The 17,756-nt window shown below is 61.5% G+C and carries 15 protein-coding genes and 1 other RNA gene; 7 read left to right on the top strand and 9 right to left on the bottom strand.

Annotated features, from left to right (window positions below):
- Positions 1-3: 3 nt before the first annotated feature.
- Together aceF and aceE are read right to left on the bottom strand one after the other, a co-directional pair.
- Positions 4-1,683 carry a dihydrolipoyllysine-residue acetyltransferase gene (aceF, locus tag ACQ4WL_RS04630; protein WP_436508401.1) on the bottom strand — a complete coding sequence of 560 codons (1,680 nt, stop codon included), beginning with the start codon at positions 1,681-1,683 and terminating at the stop codon, positions 4-6.
- Between the two features lie 93 nt (positions 1,684-1,776).
- On the bottom strand, positions 1,777-4,473 hold the full coding sequence (gene aceE, locus ACQ4WL_RS04635; RefSeq protein ID WP_436508402.1) for a pyruvate dehydrogenase (acetyl-transferring), homodimeric type: 2,697 nt from the start codon (positions 4,471-4,473) through the stop codon (positions 1,777-1,779).
- Between the two features lie 663 nt (positions 4,474-5,136).
- Between aceE and folD the strand changes: the two genes are divergently transcribed.
- The 5 genes from folD (at position 5,137) to ACQ4WL_RS04660 (ending at position 10,345) form a co-directional block, all read left to right on the top strand.
- Complete coding sequence (gene folD / locus ACQ4WL_RS04640) at positions 5,137-5,982, top strand: bifunctional methylenetetrahydrofolate dehydrogenase/methenyltetrahydrofolate cyclohydrolase FolD (protein WP_436508403.1); 846 nt, start codon at positions 5,137-5,139, stop codon at positions 5,980-5,982.
- A 47-nt stretch (positions 5,983-6,029) separates the two neighbouring features.
- Positions 6,030-8,099 carry a M3 family metallopeptidase gene (locus ACQ4WL_RS04645; RefSeq protein WP_436508404.1) on the top strand — a complete coding sequence of 690 codons (2,070 nt, stop codon included), beginning with the start codon at positions 6,030-6,032 and terminating at the stop codon, positions 8,097-8,099.
- Between the two features lie 7 nt (positions 8,100-8,106).
- Positions 8,107-8,532, top strand: coding sequence for a DNA polymerase III subunit chi (locus ACQ4WL_RS04650; protein WP_436508405.1), 426 nt, complete (start codon positions 8,107-8,109; stop codon positions 8,530-8,532).
- Positions 8,529-8,903, top strand: coding sequence for a DUF2486 family protein (locus ACQ4WL_RS04655; RefSeq protein WP_436508406.1), 375 nt, complete (start codon positions 8,529-8,531; stop codon positions 8,901-8,903). The genes ACQ4WL_RS04650 and ACQ4WL_RS04655 overlap by 4 nt, the downstream gene beginning before the upstream one ends.
- A 299-nt stretch (positions 8,904-9,202) precedes the next feature.
- Complete coding sequence (locus ACQ4WL_RS04660; protein WP_436508407.1) at positions 9,203-10,345, top strand: branched-chain amino acid ABC transporter substrate-binding protein; 1,143 nt, start codon at positions 9,203-9,205, stop codon at positions 10,343-10,345.
- Positions 10,346-10,548: 203 nt separating this feature from the next.
- On the opposite strand, the gene ACQ4WL_RS04665 is transcribed toward ACQ4WL_RS04660, so the two are convergent.
- Both ACQ4WL_RS04665 and ilvD read right to left on the bottom strand, forming a co-directional pair.
- Positions 10,549-10,860: a c-type cytochrome gene (locus ACQ4WL_RS04665; protein WP_099762392.1), complete on the bottom strand. Its 312-nt coding sequence runs from the start codon at positions 10,858-10,860 to the stop codon at positions 10,549-10,551.
- A gap of 220 nt (positions 10,861-11,080) precedes the next feature.
- Positions 11,081-12,952, bottom strand: coding sequence for a dihydroxy-acid dehydratase (ilvD, locus tag ACQ4WL_RS04670; protein ID WP_436508408.1), 1,872 nt, complete (start codon positions 12,950-12,952; stop codon positions 11,081-11,083).
- Positions 12,953-13,126: 174 nt separating this feature from the next.
- Here ilvD and ACQ4WL_RS04675 point away from each other — a divergent pair, with 174 nt between their 5' ends.
- On the top strand, positions 13,127-14,038 hold the full coding sequence (locus ACQ4WL_RS04675; protein ID WP_436508410.1) for a LysR family transcriptional regulator: 912 nt from the start codon (positions 13,127-13,129) through the stop codon (positions 14,036-14,038).
- A gap of 78 nt (positions 14,039-14,116) precedes the next feature.
- Positions 14,117-14,947 carry a prolipoprotein diacylglyceryl transferase gene (gene lgt, locus ACQ4WL_RS04680; protein WP_436508411.1) on the top strand — a complete coding sequence of 277 codons (831 nt, stop codon included), beginning with the start codon at positions 14,117-14,119 and terminating at the stop codon, positions 14,945-14,947.
- Between the two features lie 9 nt (positions 14,948-14,956).
- On the opposite strand, the gene ACQ4WL_RS04685 is transcribed toward lgt, so the two are convergent.
- The 5 genes from ACQ4WL_RS04685 to ACQ4WL_RS04705 all read right to left on the bottom strand — a co-directional run bounded on the left by ACQ4WL_RS04685 (position 14,957) and on the right by ACQ4WL_RS04705 (position 17,368).
- Positions 14,957-15,421, bottom strand: coding sequence for an EVE domain-containing protein (locus ACQ4WL_RS04685; RefSeq protein ID WP_436508412.1), 465 nt, complete (start codon positions 15,419-15,421; stop codon positions 14,957-14,959).
- Between the two features lie 90 nt (positions 15,422-15,511).
- A non-coding RNA gene (gene ssrS / locus ACQ4WL_RS04690) (6S RNA) lies at positions 15,512-15,689 on the bottom strand.
- 201 nt (positions 15,690-15,890) lie between these two features.
- Positions 15,891-16,202: a cell division protein ZapA gene (locus ACQ4WL_RS04695; protein ID WP_034747344.1), complete on the bottom strand. Its 312-nt coding sequence runs from the start codon at positions 16,200-16,202 to the stop codon at positions 15,891-15,893.
- Positions 16,202-16,492: a DUF904 domain-containing protein gene (locus tag ACQ4WL_RS04700; RefSeq protein ID WP_306594795.1), complete on the bottom strand. Its 291-nt coding sequence runs from the start codon at positions 16,490-16,492 to the stop codon at positions 16,202-16,204. The genes ACQ4WL_RS04695 and ACQ4WL_RS04700 overlap by 1 nt, the downstream gene beginning before the upstream one ends.
- Positions 16,493-16,621: 129 nt before the next feature.
- Positions 16,622-17,368: a hypothetical protein gene (locus ACQ4WL_RS04705; protein WP_436508413.1), complete on the bottom strand. Its 747-nt coding sequence runs from the start codon at positions 17,366-17,368 to the stop codon at positions 16,622-16,624.
- Positions 17,369-17,756: the final 388 nt, after the last annotated feature.

The following is a 17,756-nucleotide window of genomic DNA, read 5'->3' on the forward strand; positions in this document are numbered from 1 at the left end:
TCCTTACAGCAGAATTTTGCGCATGTCGGCCAGGACTTCGCCGAGGTACACGGAGAATCGCGCGCCCATCGCACCATCGACCACGCGGTGGTCGTAGGACAGCGAGGTGCCCATCATCAGACGCGGCTGGAAGGCCTTGCCATCCCATACCGGCTTGATCGAGGCTTTCGACAGACCCAGGATCGCCACTTCCGGCGCATTGACGATAGGCGTGAAGTGCGTGCCGCCGATGCCGCCCAGGGACGAAATCGTGAAGCTGGCGCCCTGCATGTCGGCCGGTTTCAGTTTGCCTTCGCGCGCCTGCAGCGACAGTTCCGTCATTTCGCGGGCGATCTGCGAGACCGACTTCTGGTCCGCGCCCTTGATCACTGGGACCACCAGGCCGTTCGGCGTGTCGGCCGCGAAGCCGATGTTGTAGTACTGCTTGAGGATCAGGTTTTCGCCCTTGGCGTCGAGCGAGGCGTTAAACGCGGGGAATTTCTTCAGCGCGGCGACGGAGGCCTTGATGACGAATGCCAGCATGGTCAGCTTGGCCGCATCCTTGTTCTTCGCATTGGCGGCATTGGTGTCGACGCGGAACGCTTCCAGGTCCGTCACATCCGCTTCGTCAAACTGCGTGACGTGCGGGATCATGACCCAGTTGCGGTGCAAATTCGGACCCGAGATTTTCTTGATGCGCGACAGCGGCAGCAGTTCGGTGGTGCCGAACTTGCTGAAGTCCAGCGACGGCCATGGCAGCAGATCCAGGCCCACGCCGGAACCGGCCTTGGCGACAGGGGCCGCATTGGCAGCACCTGGTGCGGCAACAGCGCCCGACATCACGCCCTTGATGAAGTTCTGCACGTCTTCCTGGGTGATGCGGCCCTTCGGACCGGAACCGCCCACGCTGGCCAGGTCCACGCCCAGTTCGCGCGCGAACTTGCGGATCGATGGCGAGGCGTGCGCCAGCTTGCCATTTGCGGCAGGTGCGGCGGCAGGGGCAGCAGCGGCGACCGGTGCCGAAGCGACGGCGGCGCTTGGCGCGGCAGCAGCTTGCGCGACCGATGCAGGAGCGGCGGCTGGTGCAGCAGCGGCAGGGGCAGCAGGAGCGGCGCCGGTCGTTTCCACGACCAGCACCAGACTACCCTTGGCGACCTTGTCGCCGACCTTGACTTTCAATTCCTTGACGATACCGGCGTGGCTCGATGGAATTTCCATGCTGGCCTTATCCGATTCGACCGTCAGCAGCGACTGGTCGACCTTGATCGTATCGCCCACCTTGACCATCAGTTCGATGACTTCGACTTCCTTGAAGTCGCCGATATCGGGCACGGTCACTTCAACCAGACCGCCAGCGGCAGCGGGTGCGGCGACAGGCGCTGCCGCGGCAGCAGCGGGGGCTGCTTCAGCGGCAGGTGCTGCTATTGGAGCAGCAGCGGCGGCAGGTGCCGGAGCGGACGCGTCATCCGCCACTTCCAGCAGCAGCACCAGCGAACCTTCGGCGATCTTGTCGCCCACGTTGACTTTCAATTCCTTGACGACACCGGCGTGGCTCGATGGAATTTCCATGCTGGCCTTGTCCGATTCGACCGTGATCAGGGACTGGTCAACCTTGACCGTGTCGCCCGGCTTGACCATCAGTTCAATGATCTCGACTTCCTTGAAATCGCCGATATCCGGGACTTTGACTTCCACAATGCTCATAGCTTGCTCCGTTATTTATTTGTCAGATGGACCCGCACACACGCCAGGGCGGCACTTTCGCACCGCCCTGGCATCATCGGGTCCGCACAACGATTACTGGGTCACCGGATTCGGTTTGTTCGCGTCGATGCCGTACTTGGCAATCGCCTGCTCCACCACCGACACGTCGATCTTGCCTTCGTCAGCCAGCGATTTGAGCGCGGCCACGGTGACATAATAACGGTTCACTTCGAAGAACTCGCGCAGCTTGGCGCGGCTGTCCGAGCGGCCAAAGCCATCGGTGCCCAACACTTTGTAGGTGCGGCCCTTCGGCATGAAGGCGCGGATCTGTTCTGCAAACGCGCGCATGTAGTCGGTCGTGGCGACGATCGGGCCGTCCGTGTCCTGCATCAGCGACGTCACATAAGGCACGCGCTGCTGTTTCGACGGGTTGACCATGTTCCAGCGTTCCGCATCCTGGCCATCGCGGGCCACCAGGGTCAGCGACGGCGCCGACCACACGTCCGCAGCCACGCCCCAGTCGTTTTGCAACAGTTCGGCAGCGAAGATCGATTCGCGCAGGATGGTGCCGCAGCCGATCAGCTGTACGCGCAGCTTGGCGTCAGCCGGGCCTTCCTGCAGCTTGTACATGCCTTTCAGGATGCCTTCTTCCTGGCCTGGCTTGATGCCTGGCTGGGCGTAGTTCTCGTTCATGATCGTGATGTAGTAGAACACATCTTCCTGGTTGGCGATCATGCGGCGCAGGCCATCCTGGATGATGACGGCGACTTCATGGCTGAAGGTCGGATCGTACGGCATGCAGGTCGGGATGGTCGCGGCGAAGATATGGCTGTGGCCATCTTCGTGCTGCAAGCCTTCGCCGTTCAGGGTCGTACGGCCGGCCGTGCCGCCCATCAGGAAGCCGCGGGCGCGCATGTCGGCCGAAGCCCACACTTGGTCACCGATGCGCTGGAAGCCGAACATCGAGTAGAAGGTGTAGAACGGGATCATGATGCGGTCGTTGGTCGAGTACGACGTCGCCGCGGCGATCCACGAGCTCATGCCGCCCGCTTCGTTGATGCCCTCTTGCAGGATCTGGCCGGCCTTGTCTTCGCGGTAGTACATGACCTGGTCTTTGTCGACCGGCTCGTACAACTGGCCTTTCGGGTTGTAGATGCCGATCTGGCGGAACAGGCCCTCCATGCCGAAGGTACGCGATTCATCGACCAGGATAGGCACCACGCGCTGGCCCAGGTTCGGGTCTTTCAGCAGGGTCGAAATGACGCGCACGAACGCTTGCGTGGTCGAGATTTCGCGGCCTTCAGGCGTGGCTTCGAGCACGTTCTTGAACGCGTCCAGGCCAGGCACAGGCAGGGTTTCTTCCGACTTCTGGCGGCGCTGCGGCAGGTAGCCGCCCAGGGCCTTGCGCCGCTCGTGCAGGTAGACCATTTCCGGCGCATCGTCGGCAGGCTTGAAGAACGGGATGTCGGCCAGCTTGTCGTCAGGGATAGGCAGCGAGAAGCGGTCGCGCATTTCGCGGATGGCTTCGTCGTCGAGTTTTTTCGTCTGGTGCGCCGTGTTGCGCGCTTCGCCGGACTTGCCCATGCCGTAGCCCTTGATGGTTTTCACCAGCAGGACGGTCGGCTGGCCCTTGTGTTCCTGGGCGATCTTGAAGGCCGCGTAGATCTTGTGCGGATCGTGGCCGCCACGGGTCAGACGCCAGATGTCGTCGTCCGTCATGTTGGCAACCATTTCCAGCAACTTCGGATGCTTGCCGAAGAAATGCTTGCGCACGTAGGCGCCGTCTTTCGCTTTGTAGTTCTGGTACTCGCCGTCGACGGTTTCCATCATCACGCGCTGCAGGATGCCTTCTTTATCTTGCGCCAGCAGGGCGTCCCAGCCCGGACCCCAGATGACCTTGACGACGTTCCAGCCGGCGCCGCGGAATTCGCCTTCCAGTTCCTGGATGATCTTGGTGTTGCCGCGCACCGGGCCATCCAGGCGCTGCAGGTTGCAGTTGACCACGATGACCAGGTTGTCGAGCATGTCGCGTGCGGCCAGGCCGATCGCGCCCAGCGATTCCGGCTCGTCCATCTCGCCATCGCCGCAGAAGGCCCAGATCTTGCGGTTGTCGGTCTTGGCGATGCCGCGTGCGTGCAGGTATTTCAGGAAGCGCGCCTGGTAGATCGCCATGTGCGGGCCCAGGCCCATCGACACGGTAGGGAACTGCCAGAAGTCAGGCATCAATTTTGGATGCGGGTACGAAGACAGGCCCTTGCCGTCGACTTCCTTGCGGAAGTTCAGCATTTGCTCTTCCGTCAAACGGCCTTCGAGGAAGGCGCGCGCGTAGACGCCGGGCGAGGAGTGGCCCTGGATGTACAGCAGGTCGCCGCCGTGGTCGGCCGTTGGCGCGTGCCAGAAGTGGTTGAAACCGATACCCAGCATGTTCGCCAGCGAAGCGAACGAGGACAAGTGACCGCCCAGGTCGCCGTCGGCGCGGTTGGCCTTGACCACCATGGCCATGGCGTTCCAGCGCATCCACGAGCGCAGGCGCTCTTCGTATTCCAGGTTGCCGGGACAGTGTGCTTCTTGCTTGGTGGGGATGGTATTGACGTAGGCGGTGGTGCTGGAGAACGGGATGTGGGCGCCACGGCGGCGGGCCAGGTCAACCATGCGCTCCATCAGGTAATGCGCGCGTTCCGGACCTTCATTTTCCAGCACGGCTTCGAGCGCGTCCAGCCACTCCTTGGTTTCCTGCATATCCGGGTCGGTGCCGATCTGTGTCGTTACCTGGTTCAGTTGAGCTGACATCTGTTGAGTCTCCTTTGTGAACGCCCCACCCCGATTTTCCGGATCGCTGTCGGACGGTATTTCGCTGATTATTTACTATTAAGTCGGTTTAGTGTGGGGATTCTAACAGCGTATTTGGTATTTTTCAAATTACGATATGGCATTTCGCATTGTGAAATTACCCTATGGAATTTATGCTGCACTGCCGCAAATTCTGCCCGGAAATTAGGGTGAGCAAAGTAGCAAATAGCGCCGAAACCGGAAAACTTGCATGCCCTGGCCGCCCCTGCTCTACGAGCACATCAGCAAACCGAATTAAAACCCCAGTCGTCCGCACAGGCATACCGGGCCAAGCGGGTCTGAAAAATGTCGAGGGCAAGGCGCGGCGACGCGGACAGTACGCCAGTACGGCAAGGAGCCGCAACGCCGCCATCGGCATTTTCTCAGGCTCGCGTCTCTGGCCCGCTTTTATGCCGGGCCAGGCGGGTCTGAAAAATGTCGAGGGCAAGGCGCGGCGACGCAGACAGTACGCCAGTACGGCAAGGAGCCGCAACGCCGCCATCGGCATTTTCTCAGGCTCGCGTCTCTGGCCCGCTGTTGTTACGCCTTTGCATAGCCAAAACCGCCCCTTTGCGCCGCCCGGCTTTATAATCTGTCCTTTCCCTCCCACACAGCCACCCTACCATGCCAGCACAACTGATCGACGGAATCGCCCTCTCCCAAAAACTGCGCAGCGAGATCGCCACGCGCGCCGCCGCCCTCACGGCCAAGGGCACCCAGCCCGGCCTGGCCGTGATACTCGTCGGCGAAGACCCGGCCAGCCAGGTGTATGTCCGCAACAAGGTCAAGGCGTGCGGCGACGTGGGTTTCCACTCGGTGCTGGAAAAATATGAAGCGGACCTGTCCGAAGCGGACTTGCTGGCACGCATCGCCAGCCTGAACGCGGACCCCGCCATTCACGGCATCCTCGTGCAAATGCCCTTGCCCAAGCACATCAACCCGCACAAGGTCATCGAAGCGATCTCCACGACGAAAGACGTCGATGGTTATTCCGTGCTGAGCGCCGGCGAACTGATGACGGGCTTGCCCGGCTTCCGTCCGTGCACGCCGTATGGTTGCATGAAACTGATCGAAAGCACGGGTGTCGACCTGCGCGGCAAGCACGCCGTCGTCATTGGCCGCAGCAACACCGTCGGCAAGCCGATGGCCCTGCTGCTCTTGCAAGCGAACGCTACCGTCACCATCTGTCATAGTGCGACCCCGGACCTGGGCCTGTACACGCGACAGGCGGACGTGGTCGTGGCCGCCGTCGGCCGCCGCAACACCCTGACGGCCGACATGGTCAAGCCGGGCGCCATCGTCATCGACGTGGGCATGAACCGCGACGATGACGGCAAGCTGTGCGGCGATGTGGATTTTGCCGGCGTGAAAGACGTCGCCTCCCACATTACCCCCGTGCCCGGTGGCGTGGGTCCGATGACGATCACGATGTTGCTCATGAACACGGTCGAGGCTGCCGAACGCGTGTAACAACACCGGGGCGGCATGACCGCCCCTATTAATATATGGAACCGACGATGAATACCAATCCCCTGCTTGATTTTTCCGGACTGCCACGCTTCGACGCGATCACGCACGAGCATGTCACGCCTGCCATCGATACCCTTTTGGCCCAGGCGCGCGCCACCGTGGCGCAGCTGGAAGCGCCCATGGAAGAAGTGAGCTGGGAAAACTTCGTCGCGCCGCAGGACCAGATCGCCGAAACCCTGGGCCGCGCCTGGAGCATCGTGAACCATTTGAACAGCGTGGTCGATACGCCCGAGCTGCGCGCCGCCTACAATGCGAACCAGCCCAAGGTGACGGAATTCTGGACCGAGCTGGGCCAGAACGAAATCCTCTTCGGCAAATACAAGCAATTGCAGGCCCGCGCCGATTTCGCCAGCCTGTCGCCGGCGCGCCGGCGCATCGTCGACAATGCCGTGCGCGACTTCCGCCTGGGCGGCGCCGAGTTGCCAGAGGACAAGAAAGAGCGCTTTGGCGCCATCCAGGAAGAACACGCGGCCGTCTCGACGCGTTTTTCCGAAAACGTGCTCGACGCTACCAATGACTACAAGTTGCTGGTCGACAATGAAGCCGAGCTGGCCGGCCTGCCCGACGACGTGAAGGCCGCCGCGCGCGCCGCCGCCGAAAAAGCGGGCAAGCAAGGCTATGAGTTCTCGCTGCACTTCCCCTCTTATTACCCGATCCTGCAGTTTGCCGACAATCGCGCGCTGCGCGAAACCATCTACCGCGCCAACGCCACCAAGGCCTCGGACCAGGGCGAGGTCTTCAGCAAAAAAGAGGACTGGGACAACACGCACAACATCGTCACCTTGTTGAGGCTGCGCAACGAAGAGGCACAGCTGCTTGGCTACGCCAATTTCGCCGAAGTGTCGCTGGTCTCCAAAATGGCCACCTCGCCCACGCAAGTCATCGCTTTCCTGGAAGACCTGGCGAAACGCGCGCGCCCGTTCGCCGAGAAAGACCTGGCCGAGCTGAAACAATTCGCCCGGGAAGAATTGGGCATCGCCGAGCTGCAAGCGTGGGACGTGCCTTACGCCTCCGAAAAGCTGCAGGAACGCCGCTACGCGTTCTCGGCCCAGGAAGTCAAACAGTATTTCCCTGAACACAAGGTGATCGACGGCCTGTTCCGCCAGATCCAGAACCTGTTTGCGGTCGAGATCAAACTGGATACGGCGCCCGTCTGGCACCCTGACGTGCGCTTTTACCGCATCGAGCGCGACGGCCAGCTGGTCGGCCAGTTTTACCTGGACCTGTATGCGCGCGCGGGCAAGAGCGGCGGCGCCTGGATGGACGACGCGCGCGGCCGCCGCGCCGATGCGCAACACGTGCAAACGCCGATCGCCTATCTGACCTGCAATTTCACGGAACCGGCCGTGGTCGCTGGCCAAGCCCAGCCTGCCCTGTTCACGCACGATGAAGTGATCACGCTGTTCCACGAATTCGGCCACGGCCTGCACCATATGCTGACGGTGGTCGACGAGCTTGGCGTGTCGGGCATTGCCGGCGTCGAATGGGATGCCGTGGAACTGCCATCGCAATTCATGGAAAACTTCTGCTGGGAATGGGAAGTGCTCGAACACATGACGGCGCATGCGGTCACGGGCGAGCCGTTACCGCGCGCGCTGTACGACAAGATGCTGGCGGCCAAGAATTTCCAGTCCGGCTTGCAAACCCTGCGCCAGGTGGAATTTTCCTTGCTCGACATGCACTTGCACTATGACTACGATGCCAGCACGGGCCAGAGTGTGCAGCAGCTGATCGACGGCGTGCGCGCCAAATTCGCGCTGATCATCCCGCCCCCGTTCAACCGCTTCCAGAATTCCTTTGGGCATATCTTTGCTGGCGGCTACGCGGCAGGCTACTACAGCTACAAATGGGCCGAGGTGTTGTCCGCCGACGCCTATGCAGCGTTTGAAGAAGCCCGCGCGCTGGGGCCTGCCGCCACCACGGCGGCAGGCAAGCGTTACCTGCAAGAAATCCTGTCCATCGGCGGCTCGCGCCCGGCGCTGGAATCGTTCACGGCCTTCCGCGGCCGCGAACCTTCGATCGACGCCCTGCTGCGCCACAGCGGCATGGCAGCCTGAGTTCGCCATGAGCCGCGTCGATTTTCACAGCAACGTGCCGGACAAGCTGGCCTACGCCTGCCGCCTGGCACGCAAGGCGTACATGGCTGGCAACAAGGTCGTCGTGCTGACGGCCGACAGCGCCCAGCTCGACGCCTTGAACCGTGCCATGTGGACCATTTCCGCCACGGATTTCCTGCCACACGTGCTGGCCGGCGACCCGCTGGCCGCGCGAACGCCCATCATCCTGACCGATGACGAAGCGGCCGAGCTGCCGCACCACGACATCCTCGTCAACCTGTCGCAGCAGCCGCCCGCCAACTACGCGCAGTTCCAGCGCGTGTTCGAGATCGTCTCCATGGATGAGCAAGACGCGCAGGCGGGCCGCCAGCGCTTCCTGCACTACCGCCAGCAAGACGTGCAACCGACCCACTTTGTGGCCGGGAAGACATGAGCCTACAGCCATTCGACCAGGGCATCCCCCTGCTGACGGAGGTGCTGCTGGGGCCGGAAGTGGCTGAGGTGGCGCCCGCCATCCCAGCCGAGCCTGCTGTCGAGGCAACGCCGGCCTTGCCGACTAGCGTAGTGCAGCCCGACTGGGACGCCATCGAACAGCGGCTGACGCAGCGCATCCTGAACCAGGTGCAAGGCAAGATCGACCATCTACTGGAAGAGCGCATCGCCCACGTCCTGCAGACAGCCCTGCAAAACGCCCTGATCGGCATGCGCGGCGCATTGCGCGAGGATTTGCAGCAGTCGCTGGAACAGATCGTGGCGCATGCGGTGAGCCACGAGCTGGGACATTTGCACCCACCCGCGCAGTAACTGCACGTCTGCCGTTGGCACCATTTAAGCCACCGGCAAAAATCCGGGGTCAGACCCGACGGGTCTGACCCCAGCATTCCCCCTACACCCTTCCCCCTCCCAACGCCATTCTTTGGTGCGCTCGCGCCTGCGAAATCGGTGCATCGCGCCTCACTTTGGTGATTGTTGCGACAAAATGCAAAAAGCCCGAAATGCGGCTTTGCGCCGCCTGTTTTTTGTTGTACCTTTCTTCACACGTACCGCCTGTCGAAGCGGTTTTCACGAGACGCCGCCGTATCTTTATCCATTGGAGAATGTTTATGCTGCTCAAGACCAAAGTCCTTCCGCTCGCCCTCGCCCTTGCCTTTGCCGGCCATGCGGGCGCACAGGAAATCATCAAGATAGGCCACGTCGCCCCGGTCTCTGGCGCCAGCTCCCACCTGGGCAAGGATAATGAAAACGCGGCCAAGATGGCCATCGAGGATTTGAACGCCAAAGGCTTCAAGATCGATGGCAAAGTCGTCAAATTCGTGCTGGTGCCCGAAGATGACGCAGCCGATCCCAAGCAGGGCACGGCCGTGGCGCAAAAGCTGGTCGACGCCAAGGTCAACGGCGTGGTCGGCCACCTGAACTCGGGCACGACGATTCCCGCCTCGCGCATTTATTTCAATGCCGGCATTCCGCAAATTTCGCCGGCTGCCACCAACCCGACGTATACCCAGCAGAAATTCAACACGGCCTTCCGCGTGGTGGCCAATGACAACAAGCTGGGGGGAACGCTGGGCGCGTATGCCGTGGGCAAGCTGCAAGCGAAGAAAATCGCCGTCATCGATGACCGCACGGCTTACGGCCAGGGTGTGGCGGAACAGTTCGTCAAGGGCGCCAAGAAGGCGGCGCCAGGCGTGCAAATCGTCGGCAAGGAATTTACGAATGCCAACGCGACCGACTTCAATGCCATTCTGACCAGCATCAAGTCGAAAAATCCCGACCTGATCTTTTTCGGCGGCATGGATTCCGTGGGCGGACCCATGCTGCGCCAGATGAAGGCGCTGGGCATCAAGGCCAAGTTCATGGGCGGCGATGGCCTGTGCACGGAACCGCTGGGCAAGCTGGCGGGCGACGCCGTGGGAGAAGACATGGTCACCTGCGCGGAAGCGGGCGGCGTGACGGGCGCACAGCAAAAAGGCATGGACGATTTCCGCGCCCGCTACAAGCAGAAATACAATATGGAAGTGCAGCTGTACGCGCCTTACGTCTACGATGCCGTGATGACCATGGCCACCGCCATGGCCGACGCCAAATCGTCGAAACCGTCCGTGTATTTGCCTTTCCTGGCGAAGGTGAAGTACCAGGGCGTGACGGGCCCCATCTCGTTCGATGCCAACGGCGACATCAAGGATGGCGCACTGACCTTGTTCACCTATCGGGACGGCAAGAAAACCAAGATGGAAGTGGTCAAGTAAGCGGTTGGCTGGCAACGTAATTGCCTAGACATTCGACCAGCGCGTCGAAGGTGGCGCGGCAGTGCAGGCTGCCGCGGCAGGGTCAGTCCGATATCGCCCACCTTGCGCGCAGCGCCCTGAAAGGCATGGGCAATGTCAACGCCACAGGCAAAAAAAACGCGCCGGGATTGCCGGCGCGCTGATTACAGGTGCTGCGGCACAGATTATTTCTGTGCCAGTACCCATTTAACCAGGGTGCGGGCTTCCGCATCGCTCACTTGCGGATTGGCTGGCATCGGGATCGCGCCCCAGGTGCCGGAACCGCCCTTCATGACTTTCGCCACGAGCTTGGCTTCCGCGTCTTTTTGGCCGGCATACTTCGCCGCCACGTCTTTATACGCAGGACCCACCAGTTTTGTGCTCACCGCGTGGCAAGCCATGCAGTTTTTTGCTTTCGCCAGGTCCGGATTGGCCAACGCTGCTTGCGATGCCAAAGCCGATACGGTCAATACACTCACCAACATAAAACGTTTCATTGTCTTTTCTCCAAAGTTACTTCCTGCGGCATTTTACTGTGTTTCCGCAGATGCACCACGAGCCCAGATCAAGCGTTTCAATGTAGTAACGCAATATAGTCAGGAGGCATTCATATTCTGCCCCATCTGCGCGCCCATGACCACGTTGTTTGTAAGGCGATGTAACGACAAGCGGCCCCGCACGGTCAAACGGGGTCGGCCGTCGCACATATACAACAAATCAGCGTTTCTGCCTTTTCAGCTGCGACAGGTCGCGCACGGCGCCGCGGTCGGCCGACGTCGTCAGGGCCGCATACGCCTGCAGCGCCTGCGATACGTAGCGCTCGCGGTTGACGGGCAGCCAGGCGCAATCGCCCTTCGCTTCCATGGCGGCGCGGCGCGCGGCCAGCTCGGCATCCGTCACGCGCAGGTTGATGCTGCGCTCGGGGATGTCGATGTCGATGAAGTCTCCCTCTTCCACCAGGCCGATGGCCCCCCCTTCGGCCGCTTCCGGCGACGCATGGCCGATCACCAGGCCCGAGGAGCCGCCCGAAAAGCGCCCGTCCGTGAACAGCGCGCACGCCTTGCCCAGGCCCTTCGATTTGATGTACGAGGTCGGATACAGCATTTCCTGCATGCCGGGGCCGCCTTTCGGGCCTTCGTAGCGGATGATGACGACGTCGCCTTCATGCACGGTGTCTTCCAGGATGGCAGCGACGGCCGCGTCCTGGCTTTCAAACACGCGCGCCTTGCCCGAAAATTTCAAAATGCTTTCATCCACGCCGGCCGTCTTGACAATGCAGCCCTTTTCGGCCAGGTTGCCATACAGGACGGCCAGGCCGCCATCCTGCGAATACGCGTGAGCCTTGTCGCGGATGCAGCCGGTGGCGCGGTCCTTGTCGACGGCCGCAAAGCGTTCCGACTGCGAGAACGCCGTCTGCGTCGGCACGCCGCCCGGGGCGGCGCGGAACAGTTCATGCACGGCCGGATTGTCCGTGCACATGATGTCGTTTTGCGCGATGGCGTCGGCCAGGGTAGTCGCGTGGATGGTCGGCAAGGTCGTGTTCAAGAGACCCGCGCGCGCCAGTTCGCCCAGGATGCCCACGATGCCGCCCGCGCGGTGCACGTCTTCGATATGGTATTTGTCCGTCATCGGCGCGACCTTGCACAGGCACGGTACCTTGCGCGAAATGCGGTCGATGTCGGCCATGGTGAATTCCACTTCCGCCTCGTGCGCGGCGGCCAGCAAGTGCAGCACGGTGTTGGTCGAGCCGCCCATGGAGACGTCGAGCGCCATGGCGTTCTCGAACGCGGCCTTGGTGGCGATGGAGCGCGGCAGCACCGAGTAGTCATCCTGCTCGTAATGGCGCTTGGCCAATTCCACGATCAAACGACCCGCGCGCAGGAACAGCTGCTGGCGGTCCGAGTGCGTGGCCAGAATCGTGCCGTTGCCGGGCAAGGCCAGGCCCAGCGCCTCGGTCAGGCAATTCATCGAGTTGGCTGTAAACATGCCGGAGCAGGAACCGCAGGTCGGACAGGCCGAACGTTCGATTTCCGCCACGTCGGCGTCGGACACGCTGCTGTCGCCCGCCTTGATCATGGCGTCGACCAGGTCCAGCTTGATGATCTTCTGCGTGCCGTTGACCACCTTGACGACCTTGCCCGCTTCCATCGGCCCGCCGGAAATAAACACGACGGGGATGTTGATGCGCATGGCGGCCATCAGCATGCCCGGCGTGATCTTGTCGCAGTTCGAGATGCAGACCATGGCGTCGGCGCAGTGGGCGTTAACCATGTATTCGACGGAGTCGGCGATCAGGTCGCGCGAGGGCAGCGAATACAGCATGCCGCCGTGGCCCATGGCGATGCCGTCATCGACAGCGATGGTATTGAATTCCTTGGCCACGCCGCCGGCCGCCTCGATTTCGCGCGCCACCATCTGCCCCAGGTCTTTCAGGTGCACGTGGCCGGGTACGAACTGGGTGAACGAGTTGACGACGGCGATGATCGGCTTGTCGAAGTCGCCATCCTTCATGCCGGTGGCGCGCCACAGGGCGCGGGCGCCAGCCATGTTGCGGCCGTGGGTGGTGGTGCGGGAGCGGTATTGCGGCATGATGGGGACCTTCCGAGAAATGAATAATGCCTGACTGCGCGGATTTTCAACAAAACCCTGCATGCAGTGGGGGTACGCCAGATTGCCTTGCGCGCGCCCCACTGTCAAATATATGATGCACGTGTCTGTGAGTCGATTTGCATATCACAGCAATCAATCCGCATGGAAACACATATGAATCTTGAGCTGCGCCAGCTGCGCTACTTTGTCACCGTCGCCGAGGAATTGCACTTCGGCCGCGCCGCCACGCGCCTGCACATGACGCAGCCGCCCCTGTCACAAACCATCATGGCCCTGGAAGAATTGCTGGGCGCGCCCCTGTTCGTGCGCACGCGCCGCGAAGTGCAGCTGACGCCGGCAGGCAGCGCCCTGCTGCCCGAGGCGCGCCGGCTGCTGGCGCAGGCGCAGGATTTGCCCGCGCTGGTACGGCGCGCCGCGCAGGGCGAGGCGGGACGCTTGAGCCTGGCGTTTGTTTCCTCGGCCGACTACAGCGTGCTGCCGCCCCTGCTGCGTGCTTATCAGACGGCCTATCCGCAAGTGCAGATCCAGTTGCAGGAAGCCACCTCCGACTTGCAGCTCGATGAATTGCTGGCCGGGCGCACGGATGCGGGCCTGTTGATCCCGCCCCTGCCCGAAAAGGCGAAAGGAGAGCTCGATTACCTGCCCGTGCTGGCCGAACCGCTGGTGCTGGCCGCGCCGTCCGGCCTCGACATCTTGAATACACCGGACCCCGTGCGCCTGCGCGACTTGCCGCCCCTGCCTTTGATCATCTTCCCGCGCGCGATATCGCCCGCCCTGCACGACGCGATACTGGGCGTGTTCCGGGCGGCCGGCATCACGCCGCAGATCGGCCAGGAAGCGATCCAGATGCAAACCATCGTCAGCCTCGTCTCGGCTGGCATGGGTATCGCGCTTGTGCCACAATCGGTATCGAATCTGATGCGCCCGGGCGTAGAATACAGACCGCTGCAGGACGCCACGCCCCTGGTGGAAACGGGCCTGGCCTGGCGCCGCGACAATCCCTCCACCGTGCTGCAGGGTTTCCTGGCGCTGCTGCGCAAGCAGATCAGCGCGACTGCCCCTTAAATTAAGTGGCCGCTAAGGCAAAAAACCGCAAGCGCCCCCATACTACGCAACCTTCGCTTTAAACAAAGAAAGAAACCCATGCTGAACCATCCGATGCCCGACCCGATAGCCATACAAATCGGCCCGCTCGCCGTGCACTGGTACGGCCTGATGTACGTGCTGGCCTTCGCCCTGTTCATTATCCTGGGCCGCGTGCGCATCAAACAGCCGCATATCGCCGTGCTGGGCTGGAAGAAGGAAGACCTCGATGACATGCTGTTCTACGGCATGCTGGGCGTGGTGATCGGCGGGCGCCTGGGCGAAGTGCTGTTCTACCGCCCCGCCTACTTCATGCACAATCCGCTCGAAATCTTCATGGTGTGGCATGGCGGCATGTCCTTCCATGGCGGCTTCCTCGGCGTCATCCTGGCCATGTATCTGTGGAGCCGCAAGGCGGGCCGCAACCTGTTCGACGTGCTCGACTTCATCGCCCCGCTGGTGCCGCTCGGTTATGCGGCCGGTCGCCTGGGCAACTTCATCAATGCCGAACTGCCGGGCCGCATCGCGCCGGAAAGCCTGCCGTGGGCCATGCAGTGGCCGGGCATTCCGTATCCCGTGCACCCGTCGCCGCTCTACCAGATGCTGGTTGACGGCATTTTGGTGTTCATCATCTTGTGGCTGTATGCGCGCAAGCAGCGCCCGCGCATGGCCGTCGGTGCCATGTTCACCCTGCTGTACGGCTGCGCGCGTTTCTTTACGGAATACTTCCGCACGCCGGACTGGGAAGTCGTGTGGCTGGGCGTGCCGATCACGTCGGGCCAGATGCTGTCGCTGCCGATGATCGTCGGCGCCATCGCGCTGCTGGTGTGGGCATACAAAAGCCAGGTGATGGGCACGCCGCCCACCAAGGCCCGCGTGGCGGACGCCTGATCGGCCTCCCTATGCCTTCAACCTGCTTGTAATCACTGTCCATTGCGCCGGCGTCACGGGCGTGATGGACAAACGGCTGCCCTTCTTCAACAGCAGCATGTCTTCCAGCTCCGGCATCTGGCGCATCTCGGACAGGGGCAGCAGCGCCGTCTTCTTCAGGCCGCGCACGTCGACGCTGATCCAGCGCGGCTGTTCAAGCGTGGCCTTGCCATCGAAATATTTTCCGCCCTCTTCAAACTGGCTGTGATCGGGATACGCGCCGCTGGCCACTTCGGCCACGCCCGCCACGCCCGGCTGCGGGCAGCTGGAATGATAAAACAGCACGCCATCGCCCGGCCGCATGCCATCGCGCATGAAGTTGCGCGCCTGATAATTGCGCACGCCAAACCACGGCATGGTGTGCTGCGGCGCGGCCATCAGGTCGTCGATGCTCACTTCATCGGGTTCGGATTTCATCAGCCAATATTGTTTCATCTAGACTCCGTGTGAAAGCGACAGGCGTAAAAAAAACGGTTGCGCATGATGCGGCAACCGTTTTCAGTTGTACTACCAATGTACTGCAAATTGGGCCCCGCCTGTGCCGCTATGCCGGCATCCCGAACCAAACGGTTCAAGGTGGTCACGTTAGTTCAATTTCGGGTTCGTCGAACGAGCGACGCTCACTCCCATCAAACAAAATTCGCAACCGATGCGCATAAATGGTTCAAGGAATATATGGCAATCGCGAACACCGCAGGGTAGACCCAAGTTTACTCCTTTGGTCGCGCATCGCAAAGACAAATCGTACCGTGTCCGCTTAAAATCCAATTAATAACACCAAACAAAACCGTAGCGAGCGGAAGTGAATTGTGGTCGAGAAGCGCAACTGTGCGAGCACGGGGCCGCCGAGGCAGAGAGCATCGCAGGCCGCAAGTCGCGACGCGCAGCAGGTTTGGTTCGGTGTTTAAAAAAGGTTTTCCTGGGGCGTCAATGCGCTATCCAGGACGGTATGCATGGCCGAGATTTTCTGCTTCACTTCCAGTATCGTCAGTTCCGACAGCGGACCTTGCGGCGACTTCACGGAGAGGAATTCTGCGGCCACGCCCAGGGCGGCCAGCACGGCGATGCGGTCGTTGCCCTTGACCTTGCCCGCGTCGCGGATGGCTTTCATTTTGCTATCGAGATAGATCGCCGCTTCGCGCAGCGCGCGCTCTTCGCCGTCGCGGCACACCATGCTGTAGGACTGGCCCATGATATTGACATCGACACGCGGCATTACGCTTCCTTCTCGTTCTCGGCAATATAGGCGCCCGCTTCCGAAGCGGCTTGCTCCAGGCCGGCTTGCACCAGTTCGGGAATTTTTTCCAGCAACGCTTCCACCCGCTCCTGCGCCTCGCGCATGCGTTGCACATACAGGGCGTTCTCGGCGGCCAGCGCGGCATTGTCCTTGCGCAGTTGCGCGTTTTCACGGCGCAGCGCATGGGTCATTTCGGCCAGCAGGCCTATTTTGTCGGATAATTCGTTGAATTCGGAAATCATCCCGCCACTATAGGGCGGACGCTCCATGGGCGTCAATCGAATCACGCCGCTGTCACACATATTTACATCAATGCAGGGCAGTTGGCGGACAATACAGGCTTTTTCCGGCGCTTTTCGCCAAGTGCGCGCATCTGCCAGCGCCGCGATGGCAGCGTTTTACTCGTCGACGTAATCGGCTTCGATATCGAGTCCGCCATAGCGGTTTTCGCAGGAGCGGCGCACCAACGTCTGTTGTCCGCCCTTGCCGTCAAGCACCATCGTCAAGTCGCGGCAAGTACGGCGGTAGCTGCCAGGTTTGGCGTCCGTCCGCGAGGGCGTCAGGCGCACTGCCAGCGGCGCCGCATTGCCCAAGCCCTTGTTGCTCCATTCACGGCTCTTGCCATCCTCTTCATCTTTCAAGGTGCGCACGGCAGCCGTCAGCAGTGCTTTCTGTTCCTTGGCATTCAGCCTGGCGATGGTCACGTCGGACAGGAAAGGCGGATACACGACGGGCGCCGGTTCCTTGCCCTGCACGTCCCACTTGCCGCTGTTCTGCGTACAGGTGCGCCGGCTCAGGTCCTGCGACTTGTCACCGGCCGTGACGACGAATCTCAGGTCGCGGCAGACGTGCGCCTTCAGGCTGTGCTCTGTCATGCCGGAGTTGCTGAAGTTATACCTGACTTTCACCAGCACGCCGCTGTCGCCGCCGTTGTCCCACACGTGCGCCTCCTGGTCGTCATCGTCCTTGTTGAGGTCGTTGAACAGGTCGTTGAGCAACATCTCCTTTTCCAGCGGGCTCAAGGTCGCCACGGTGATCTCGTCGACGATGGTGGGCGCTTGCGCGGCGGCATTGCCCAGGCAGGCGAGGCCGATGAGGGTGGCGCCCAGCAAGCGCAGGACGGGATGGGAAACAGGAAATGGCATGGTGTTCTTTCTGGAGCAAGTGGCGATATTGATATGCAATTGCAATCATCTTATCAAATTCCATAGTGAAACTCTGTTTCCTGCGCGTACAGGAACGCCCCCCATCCAGGCGGCATGCTAGAGTCGCTGCTGTTGCTGACGCCCGGGAAGTTGGCTTGCGCCAGCGCAAACCCTGTGTAGATGCAGGCTCTGCTTATCATGTATGTATATGTTCCTCTTGAATAAGCCCTTGAAGTTGACCCATACCGTCCCTATAATTAGCACTCGTTAGTAGAGAGTGCTAACAAACTCTTTCGTAGCAATCCTCAGGACTGATGGTGCTTGCCAGACCACTGCAGGGAACGCTACGCGGCGGGCGACGCCGCGATGCACCACTGCCGGAGACAGG

It is taken from the genome of Janthinobacterium kochi, from assembly GCF_051380715.1.
Taxonomy (GTDB): domain Bacteria; phylum Pseudomonadota; class Gammaproteobacteria; order Burkholderiales; family Burkholderiaceae_D; genus Janthinobacterium.

Bases quoted from the DNA above. Each gene is read 5' to 3' on its own strand.
- ACQ4WL_RS04665 (WP_099762392.1), bottom strand. From the start codon at position 10,860: ATGAAACGTTTTATGTTGGTGAGTGTATTGACCGTATCGGCTTTGGCA.
- folD (WP_436508403.1), top strand. From the start codon at position 5,137: ATGCCAGCACAACTGATCGACGGAATCGCCCTCTCCCAAAAACTGCGC.
- ACQ4WL_RS04660 (WP_436508407.1), top strand. From the start codon at position 9,203: ATGCTGCTCAAGACCAAAGTCCTTCCGCTCGCCCTCGCCCTTGCCTTT.
- lgt (WP_436508411.1), top strand. From the start codon at position 14,117: ATGCTGAACCATCCGATGCCCGACCCGATAGCCATACAAATCGGCCCG.
- ACQ4WL_RS04655 (WP_436508406.1), top strand. From the start codon at position 8,529: ATGAGCCTACAGCCATTCGACCAGGGCATCCCCCTGCTGACGGAGGTG.
- ACQ4WL_RS04700 (WP_306594795.1), bottom strand. From the start codon at position 16,492: ATGGAGCGTCCGCCCTATAGTGGCGGGATGATTTCCGAATTCAACGAA.
- ACQ4WL_RS04645 (WP_436508404.1), top strand. From the start codon at position 6,030: ATGAATACCAATCCCCTGCTTGATTTTTCCGGACTGCCACGCTTCGAC.
- ilvD (WP_436508408.1), bottom strand. From the start codon at position 12,952: ATGCCGCAATACCGCTCCCGCACCACCACCCACGGCCGCAACATGGCT.
- ACQ4WL_RS04650 (WP_436508405.1), top strand. From the start codon at position 8,107: ATGAGCCGCGTCGATTTTCACAGCAACGTGCCGGACAAGCTGGCCTAC.
- ACQ4WL_RS04685 (WP_436508412.1), bottom strand. From the start codon at position 15,421: ATGAAACAATATTGGCTGATGAAATCCGAACCCGATGAAGTGAGCATC.
- aceF (WP_436508401.1), bottom strand. From the start codon at position 1,683: ATGAGCATTGTGGAAGTCAAAGTCCCGGATATCGGCGATTTCAAGGAA.
- ACQ4WL_RS04705 (WP_436508413.1), bottom strand. From the start codon at position 17,368: ATGCCATTTCCTGTTTCCCATCCCGTCCTGCGCTTGCTGGGCGCCACC.
- aceE (WP_436508402.1), bottom strand. From the start codon at position 4,473: ATGTCAGCTCAACTGAACCAGGTAACGACACAGATCGGCACCGACCCG.
- ACQ4WL_RS04695 (WP_034747344.1), bottom strand. From the start codon at position 16,202: ATGCCGCGTGTCGATGTCAATATCATGGGCCAGTCCTACAGCATGGTG.
- ACQ4WL_RS04675 (WP_436508410.1), top strand. From the start codon at position 13,127: ATGAATCTTGAGCTGCGCCAGCTGCGCTACTTTGTCACCGTCGCCGAG.